General features: G+C 71.1%; 7 protein-coding genes. 4 read left to right on the top strand and 3 right to left on the bottom strand.

Annotated elements, in window-relative coordinates; genetic code table 11:
• Nucleotides 1-3 precede the first annotated feature (3 nt).
• The 3 genes from IBX62_09815 to IBX62_09805 all read right to left on the bottom strand — a co-directional run bounded on the left by IBX62_09815 (nt 4) and on the right by IBX62_09805 (nt 2539).
• The gene (locus IBX62_09815; GenBank protein MBE0477381.1) at nt 4-726 is read right to left on the bottom strand and encodes an amino acid ABC transporter ATP-binding protein; all 723 of its coding nucleotides are present in this window, start codon (nt 724-726) and stop codon (nt 4-6) included.
• A 38-nt stretch (nt 727-764) separates the two neighbouring features.
• Nucleotides 765-1610 (bottom strand): amino acid ABC transporter permease, encoded by an 846-nt coding sequence (locus IBX62_09810; GenBank protein MBE0477380.1) that lies wholly within the window; start codon nt 1608-1610, stop codon nt 765-767.
• A gap of 95 nt (nt 1611-1705) precedes the next feature.
• Complete coding sequence (locus IBX62_09805) at nt 1706-2539, bottom strand: basic amino acid ABC transporter substrate-binding protein (protein ID MBE0477379.1); 834 nt, start codon at nt 2537-2539, stop codon at nt 1706-1708.
• A gap of 522 nt (nt 2540-3061) precedes the next feature.
• Between IBX62_09805 and trpE the strand changes: the two genes are divergently transcribed.
• The 4 genes from trpE to IBX62_09785 are packed head-to-tail and all read left to right on the top strand — an operon-like array spanning nt 3062 to nt 8483.
• Nucleotides 3062-4582 (top strand): anthranilate synthase component I, encoded by a 1521-nt coding sequence (gene trpE, locus IBX62_09800; protein MBE0477378.1) that lies wholly within the window; start codon nt 3062-3064, stop codon nt 4580-4582.
• Entirely contained in the window at nt 4579-6279 is a 1701-nt protein-coding gene (gene trpD / locus IBX62_09795; GenBank protein MBE0477377.1) for an anthranilate phosphoribosyltransferase, read from the top strand. The genes trpE and trpD overlap by 4 nt, the downstream gene beginning before the upstream one ends.
• Before the next feature lie 14 nt (nt 6280-6293).
• A complete protein-coding gene (locus IBX62_09790; protein MBE0477376.1) occupies nt 6294-7076 on the top strand; it encodes an indole-3-glycerol-phosphate synthase in 783 nt (260 codons plus the stop codon).
• Between the two features lie 57 nt (nt 7077-7133).
• On the top strand, nt 7134-8483 hold the full coding sequence (locus IBX62_09785) for a TrpB-like pyridoxal phosphate-dependent enzyme (GenBank protein ID MBE0477375.1): 1350 nt from the start codon (nt 7134-7136) through the stop codon (nt 8481-8483).
• Nucleotides 8484-8556 lie beyond the last annotated feature (73 nt).

The raw sequence follows: 8556 nt of genomic DNA, 5'->3' as shown, positions 1-8556 counted from the left end.
CGGCTACCGGATGTGCCCGAGGAAGTCCTTGGTGCGGTCGCTCCTCGGCGAGTCGAAGACCTCGGCGGGGGCGCCCTCCTCGACGATCACGCCCTCGTCCATGAAGACCACGCGCGTGGCCACGTCGCGGGCGAAGCCCATCTCGTGGGTGACCACCATCATGGTCATGCCGCCCCGGGCCAGCGCCTTCATGACGTCGAGCACGTCGCGCACGAGCTCGGGGTCGAGTGCGGAGGTGACTTCGTCGAAGAGCATCACGTGCGGGTCCATCGCCAGCGCCCGCGCGATGGCCACGCGCTGCTGCTGGCCGCCCGACAGCTGGCTGGGGAAGTAGTCGACGCGGTCTCCCAGCCCCACCTTCTCGAGCTGCTCGAGGGCCACGCGCTCCGCCTCCTCCCTGCCGCGCCTGAGCACCTTGCGCTGCGCGAGCATCACGTTGCCCTTGGCGGTGAGGTGCGGGAACAGGTTGAACTGCTGGAACACCATGCCGATCTTCTCGCGGACCTTGTTGATGTCGGCCTTCGGGTCGGTGATCTCGGTCTCCTCGAAGAAGATCCTGCCTCCCGTTGCCTCCTCGAGCCGGTTCACGCAGCGCAGCAAGGTCGACTTCCCCGAGCCGGACGGGCCGAGGATGACCACCACCTCGCCCTTGTCGATCTTCATGTCCACCCCGCGCAACACCTCGAGGTCGCCGAAGGCCTTGCGCAGCCCCTCGATGCGCACCACCGGTTGGCGATCCGTATCGTCGGCCCTCACGCCCACCCTCAATCCCTCGGCATCAGGTTCCCGTGGGGGATGACGTGCTCCGCGTCGATCGCGGCCGTATCCATCGGCGGGCGCTTGCGCGCCGCGCCGCCCTCGGACTCCGCCAGCTTGTCCTCGAGCCCGGCGACGAGCCTTCCCAGCGGGATCGTGACCACCAGGTACAGGGCCGCCGCGATGATGTAGGAGGACTGGTTGAACCTGCTCGCGGCGACCGACCGGGCCCTCAGCGTCATCTCGCCGACACCGACGGCCGCCAGCAGCGCCGTGTCTTTGAACAGCAGGATGAACTCGCTCATCATCGTCGGCAGGATGCGGCGGATGGTCTGCGGGATTATGACGAACGCCATCGCTTGCGGCATCGTCATGCCGAGTGAGCGGGCGGCCTCGGTCTGACCCCGGGGGATGGACTGGATGCCCGCGCGGAAGATCTCGGCCATGTACGCGGCGGAGTTGAAGGAGAGCACGAGGAAGGCGCGCATGTACACGGTGTAGTCGATCCCGAACAGGAAGGGCTGCTTGAGCCAGGGAGCTGCGCGCACGAGCGACTGGTAGAACGGCAGGAGCGTCAGCCCGAAGTACACGATGAGGATCTGGAGGAACAGGGGCGTACCGCGGACGATGTCGACGTAGGAGGTCGCCGGCCACCTCGCCCAGCGGCTGCGCGACATCTTCATGAACGCCAGCAGCAGACCGACGGGTATCCCCAGGACGAACGACCCGACGCCCAGGAAGAGCGAGACCGGGAAGGCCCTGAGCACGATGGGGAACGCGTCGCGGATGACGTCGGCAGAGAAGAACAGGCGGGTTATCGGGTAGGTCTCCCACCACTGCAGGAACTGATCCACGCTGGCGCTCCTAGTCGGTCAGGGGCACGGCATGCCGAGGGCCGGCGGCTGCATAGCCGCCGGCCCTCAGACTCTACCAGGTCTCGCGCGGTCGCCTACGGTATCGACAGCGGCTCGGCGCCGAACCACTTCTTGTAGATCTCCACGTAGGTGCCGTCGCCCTTCACCTCGGCCAGCTTCTCGTTGACCGCCTCACGCAGCGCGTCGTTGTCCTGGTTGAAGGCGAAGCCGTACTGCTCGTCGGTCTGGATCTCCTGGACGACCTTGGCGTTGCGCGCGGGGTCCTTGACGATGTCCTGCGAGATGGGAGCGTCGTTGACGATGCCGGCCACGTCGCCCGCGGACAGCGCGCCGAAGGCGGCCAGGATGTCGTCGTAGGGGGTGACCACGACGCCCTTGGGCGCGAGGTTCTCGTTGGCCCAGATCTCACCGGTCGTGCCGGACTGCACGCCGACCTTGTCGCCCTCGGCGAGCTTCTCCCAGCTGTCGACGGCGGAATCGGCCGCGACCGCCAGGGACTGGTTGGAGTTGATGTAGGGGTCGGAGAAGTCCACCTTCTCCGCGCGGTCGGGCTTGATCGTCATGGCCGAGGCGATCATGTCGAACTCGGTCCCGGCCTGCATGCCCGCGATCAGGGCGTCGAACTTGTAGGTCTTGAACTCGACCTCGTACCCGAGACGGTCGCCGATCTCCTTCATCAGGTCGACGTCGAACCCGACGATCTCGCCACCCTCGTCGTTCTCGAACGGCGGGTAGGCGGTGTCGGAGCCTACGATGATCCTGCCGGGCGTAAGGGTCTCGAACTCGGCCGCCGAGGCCTCGTCGCCGTCGTCACCTGTCTCGGCGTCCGAGGCACAGCCGGAAAGGCCTGCCATCGAGACGGCCAGAGCGAACGTCAACAGGAGCGCGAGCCACTTGCCGTGCTTCATCTCTCCTCCTTCGCGGAGACGGGCTGACCGTGCGGCAGCGCGTTCGCGCGCCGGGTCACGATACGGGACACGATACCGAAACCCCTCGGTATTGTGAAACGCGCCACGGCGCATACGCGAGAGTGTTTGCGCCGGTCCTCGGCGGGTGATAGAGTAGCGCGCAACGACATAGGCCAAGCCTGTGACGGGGAAGAGTACTCCGGGCGCGACGCTCAAAGAGAGCCGGGGACGGTGGGAACCCGGCGCCTAGCACCGGAGGAATGGGCCCTCGAGGCTCCGGGACAACGGCGCGAAGGCGCCTACTAGCCCCGGCGGACCCCCACCGATACAAGGGGCCGGGTATCGGAGATGAGGCCGCGAGGCGGCCCGCTCCCGTGCCGCAGGACCGAGCGGGCCCGCTGCGTGAGGCGGGTCAACAAGGGTGGTACCGCGAGATGACCTCTCGTCCCTTGAGGACGGGAGGTCTTTGTGTTCTCGGGGCCATACGCGGGCAGGGAGCGCACGACGAACGAGGAGTGCGCGATGATCGTGCCGAGAAGGCAGGAGTTCGAGAGGCTGGCGGCGGACCACGACGTGGTCCCGGTCGCGCGCGAGGTCTACGCGGACCTCGCCACGCCGATATCGGCGTTCCTGGCGCTGGCCGACGGCGCCGAGCACGCCTTCCTGCTGGAGAGCGTGGTGGGCGGCGAGCGCTTGGGCCGCTACAGCTTCCTGGGGCTCGGCGAGGGGCGCGTCGTGACCGCGCGGAGCGGTGAGGTTACGGTCGAGAACGGAGAGCGCGCGGTGAGAGGCGCAGCCGACCCGCTCACCGTGGTCGCCGAGGAGCTCGCCGCCGGCCGGGTGGCGCGGGTGCCGGGGCTGCCGCCGTTCGTCGGGGGGGCGGTCGGCTACGTCGGCTACGAGGTCGCCTCCGGGTTCGAACGCGTGCCGCGGCATCCCGTGGACGAGCTCGGCGTGCCCGACCTGGTGATGATGCTGGCCGAGACGGTGGTCGCCTTCGACCACGCACGCCGGGTGATGCTCGTGATCGCCGCGGCGCGTCCGGGCGAGGACGCCGGCGCCGCCTACGACGAGGCGCTCGCGCGGATCGACGCCGCGCTGGCACGGCTGCGGCAGGGCCCCGCCGGCGCTCGCCTCGGGGAGGTCGGCGCGACCGCGCCGGTGCCGCTGGCCGAGCACACCGCACGCGAGGCGTTCCTCGGGCAGGTGGAGCGGGCCAAGGAGCACATCGCCGCCGGCGACGCGTTCCAGGTCGTGCTGTCGCAGCGGTTCTCGGCGGCCTACCCCGGCGACGGGCTCGACCTCTACCGTGTGCTTCGCGCGGTGAACCCGAGCCCCTACATGTTCTACGTGCGCACCCCCCACGTGACGCTCGTGGGCTCCTCGCCGGAGCCGCTGGTGCGGGTGGAGGACGGCGTCGTGCTCACGCGGCCGCTCGCCGGCACGCGTCCGCGGGGCGCCGATGCCGCCGAGGACGGGCGGTTGCGCGCCGACCTCCTCGCCGACGAGAAGGAGCGCGCCGAGCACGTCATGCTCGTCGACCTCGGGAGGAACGACCTGGGGCGCGTGTGCGAACCGGGGACCGTGAAGGTCGACGAGCTGATGGAGGTGGAGCGCTACAGCCACGTGATGCACATCGTGAGCAACGTGACCGGCCGGCTCGCTCCCGGTCGGGACGCGTTCGACGCCCTGCGCGCGACGTTCCCGGCCGGCACGGTCTCGGGAGCGCCGAAGATCCGTGCGATGGAGATCGTGCGGGACCTGGAGCCCGCGGCCCGCGGACCCTACGCCGGGACCGTGGGATACGTCGGCTTCGACGGCGCGATGGACATGTGCATCACGATCCGTACCGTCATGATCGCGGGCGGCGTCGCGTACCTGCAGTCCGGCGCGGGCATCGTCGCCGACTCCGATCCCGAGCGCGAGTACGACGAGTGCCTCCACAAGGCCCGTGCGCTGCACCGGGCGCTGGAGCGCGCCGCGGGGATGGGGGCGGGCGCGCCGGCCCGCCCTGCTGACGCCGCCGAGGAGGTGCCGGCATGATCCTCGTGGTCGACAACTACGACTCGTTCACCTACAACCTCGTGCAGCTGCTGGCCGCGCTCGGAGCCGACGTGCGGGTCGAGCGCAACGACGCGATGAGCGCCGAGGAGATGCTGGCGCTCGCGCCGGCCGGGGTCGTGATCTCCCCCGGTCCGGGGACTCCGGACGATGCGGGCGTGTCGCGGGACGTGATCCGGCTCGCGGGTGACCGGGACGTGCCGGTGCTGGGCGTCTGCCTGGGTCATCAGTGCATCGCCGAGGTCTACGGCGGTGTCGTCGGCCGCGCGCCCGTCCCGGTCCACGGCAAGACCGCCGACGTGCTGCACGAGGGCGCGGGCGTCCTGGCCCGGATGCCGAGCCCGTTCACGGCGACCCGGTACCACTCGCTGGCCGTCGAGGCCGGCTCGCTGCCCGAGGTCCTGCGCGTCACCGCGCGCACCGCCGACGGGCTGGTGATGGCGCTCCAGCATGCGGACCTGCCGGTCTTCGGCGTGCAGTTCCACCCCGAGAGCGTGCTCACGCCCGAGGGCGTGGTCGTGCTGCGCAACTTCCTGGAGCTGGCGGGCGAGATCGCTCCCGAGGAGGCCGCCGAGGCGCCGCCCGCCGCGCCACCGCCCGCCACCGCCGCCGGCTTCTCGGAGGTCGTCCGCGCGGCCATCCGCAGGGTCGCCGCCGGTGAGTCGCTTCCCGAGGACGAGGCGCACGAGGCGATGGGCGCGATCATGGACGGCGAGGCCACCCCCGCCCAGATCTCGGCGCTGGTGACCGCGATGCGCATGAAGGGCGAGACGGTCGAGGAGATCGTCGGTTTCGCGCGCGCCATGCGCGAGCGCGCCACTCCCGTGCGCCCCCGCGTGGAGCGCTACGTGGACACGTGCGGGACCGGCGGGGACGGCCTGGCCACCTTCAACATCTCGACGACCACCGCGTTCGTCGTCGCGGGCGCGGGGGTCCCGATCGCCAAACACGGCAACCGGGCGGTGTCCTCGGCGTCGGGCAGCGCCGACGTGCTCGAGGCGCTAGGGGTCCGCATCGACCTCGCCCCGGAGGACGTGGCGCGCTGTGTCGACGAGGTCGGCGTGGGCTTCCTCTTCGCGCAGGCGCTGCACTCCTCGATGCGGCACGCGGCCGGCCCGCGGCGGGAGATCGCGATCCGCACCGTGTTCAACGTGCTCGGGCCGCTCACCAACCCCGCCGGCGCCACGCGCCAGCTGCTCGGGGTGTACGACGCCAAGCTCGTGCCCGTCCTCGCGCAGGTCGCGGGGCGGCTCGGGGCCAAGCGCGTGCTGGTCGTGCACGGCCACCCGGGCATGGACGAGGTCTCGGCGAGCGGGCCGACGCTGGTCGGCGAGTTCCTCGACGGCGCCGTCCGCACCTACGAGATCTCTCCCGAACAGGTCGGCGTGGCCCGGGGCTCCGTGGCCGACCTCGCGGGCGGCGACGCCGCCTCCAACGCCGACGCGCTGCGGGAGGTGCTGAGCGGGGCGCACGACGGGAGGCGCGACGTCGTGCTCATGAACGCCGCCGCGGCGCTCGTGGCCGGCGGGGCGGCGGAGGACTTCGCCGAGGGCGTGCACCTGGCGCGGCGCGCCATCGACGGCGGCGAGGCGGCCGCCAGGCTGGAGGCGCTCGTCGCGGTGAGCTCGCGGCTCGCCGAGGAGCGGGCGGCCGCCGCTTCGGGGGCGGAGGCGTCGTGAACTTCCTCGAGGCCATGACGGCACGCAGGTCCGCGCGGATCGCCAGGGAGTATGGCGCGCTGGCGCCCGCCGACCGCGAACGCCTGGCGTGCTGCGCGCGGCCTCCGCGCGACTTCTCCGCCGCCCTCACGAACCGCCCGGACGTGGCGGTCATCGCCGAGGTGAAGAAGGCCTCGCCCTCGGCGGGACCGATCGCGCCGGACTGCGAGGCGTCCAAGCAGGCCCTGCACTACCAGGACGGCGGGGCCGCCGCCATAAGCGTGCTGACCGAGCCCGAGAGCTTCGGGGGGTCCTTCACCGACCTCTCGGACGTCGCCGACGCCGTGGACGTCCCCGTGCTCGCCAAGGACTTCGTGGTCGACCCCGCGCAACTCTATGCCGCCCGGGGGCACGGCGCCGACGCGGTGCTGCTGATGATCGGCGTGCTGGCCGAGGAGGTGGCCGGATACCTGGATCTCGCGACCACGCTGGGGATGCAGGCGCTCGTGGAGGTGCACGACGCGGGCGAGCTGGAGCTCGCCCTGCGCGCCGGAGCGAAGCTCGTGGGGGTGAACAGCCGCGACATGCGCACCCTGGAGGTCGATCCGGCGCGGGCCCGGGGCGTCGTGGCCGAGGCGGCGGCCGGGGGTGTGACGGTCGTCTCGGCGAGCGGCGTGAGGACGCGGGCGGATGTCGAGGCGGCCGTCGAGGCCGGCGCCGAGGCGGTGCTCGTAGGCGAACGGCTGATGCGCGCGCCGTTCCCGGAGGACGTGCTGGCGGAGCTGACCGGGGTTCCCAAGACGGGTGCCCGGGTGTAGGGAGCGAGGAGTCGCGCGACGCCCCGGCAGGCGCCGGGCGGGAGACGGAGGTAGGAGATGCCTGAGAGGACGCGGTTCATGCTCGACGAGAAGGACATGCCCACGGCGTGGTACAACGTGCTGCCTGACCTGCCCGAGCCGCTGGCGCCGCCGTTGAACGCCGCCGGCGAGCCGGTCAGCCTGGAGGAGCTGCAGGTGCTCTTCCCGATGGGGCTGATCGCGCAGGAGATGTCGCCCGAGCGCTACATCGACATCCCCGGCGCGGTGATCGACGTGTACAAGACGTACCGTCCCGCCCCGCTCAACCGCGCGCGGGCGCTGGAGAAGGTCCTCGGCCTGCCCGACGGGGTCAGGATCTTCTACAAGTACGAGGGCGTCTCGCCCGCCGGCTCGCACAAGCCCAACACCGCCATCGCCCAGGCCTACTACAACAAGGCCGAGGGCATCGACAAGATCGCCACCGAGACCGGCGCGGGGCAGTGGGGGAGCGCGCTGGCGGTCGCGGGTGCGCTGTTCGGCGTCGAGATCGAGGTCTTCATGGTCAAGGTCAGCTACGACCAGAAGCCTTACCGGCGGCTGCTGATGGAGACGTACGGCGCGACCGTGCACCCGTCGCCGTCGAAGCTGACCAAGTCGGGGCAGCGCGTGCTCCAGATGGACCCGGACTCGACCGGCTCCCTGGGCATCGCGATCTCCGAGGCGGTCGAGGTGGCCGCGACGCACGACGACACGCACTACTCGCTCGGCTCGGTGCTCAACCACGTGTGCCTGCACCAGACGATCATCGGCGAGGAGTGCGTCAAGCAGATGGAGATGGCCGAGGCCGAGCCCGACGTGGTCATCGGCTGCGTCGGCGGCGGGTCGAACTTCGCGGGCATCTCGTTCCCGTACTACCACCGCCGGCTCGAAGGCAAGTCCTCGGCTCGCCTCGTGGCGGTGGAGCCCAAGGCCTGCCCGACGCTCACGGCCGGCGAGTACCGCTACGATTTCGGCGACGAGGCCAAGATGGCCTTCCAGGTCGTCATGTACACGCTCGGGCACGATTTCGTGCCCGCCGGCATCCACGCCGGCGGCCTGCGCTACCACGGTGACGCCCCGACCGTCTCGGCGCTGGTCAAGAGCGGGGACATCGAGGCCGTCGCCGTGCACCAGACCGAGTGCTTCGACGCGGCCGTGCAGTTCGCACGCGCAGAGGGCATCCTCCCGGCGCCGGAGAGCTCGCACGCGATCCGCGTGGCGATCGACGAGGCCCTCGCGGCCCGCGAGGCCGGCGAGGACAAGACGGTGCTGTTCAACCTGTCCGGCCATGGCGCCTTCGACCTGACCGCGTACGAGGCGTACCTGCGCGGTGAACTGGTGGACTACGACTACGCCGCGGGCACGACCCTCTGCGGCGACGACCTGTAGGGGGCGTGGTGGCGGCATCGGGAGGCGCTTCGCTCGCGGTCCTCGGCCTTCCGGCGCTCGAGGGTGCGCCGTC

The sequence above is a fragment of the Coriobacteriia bacterium genome (genome assembly GCA_014859305.1).
Lineage (GTDB): Bacteria > Actinomycetota > Coriobacteriia > Anaerosomatales > Kmv31 > Kmv31.
This window is presented reverse-complemented; position numbering and strand designations above follow the sequence as displayed.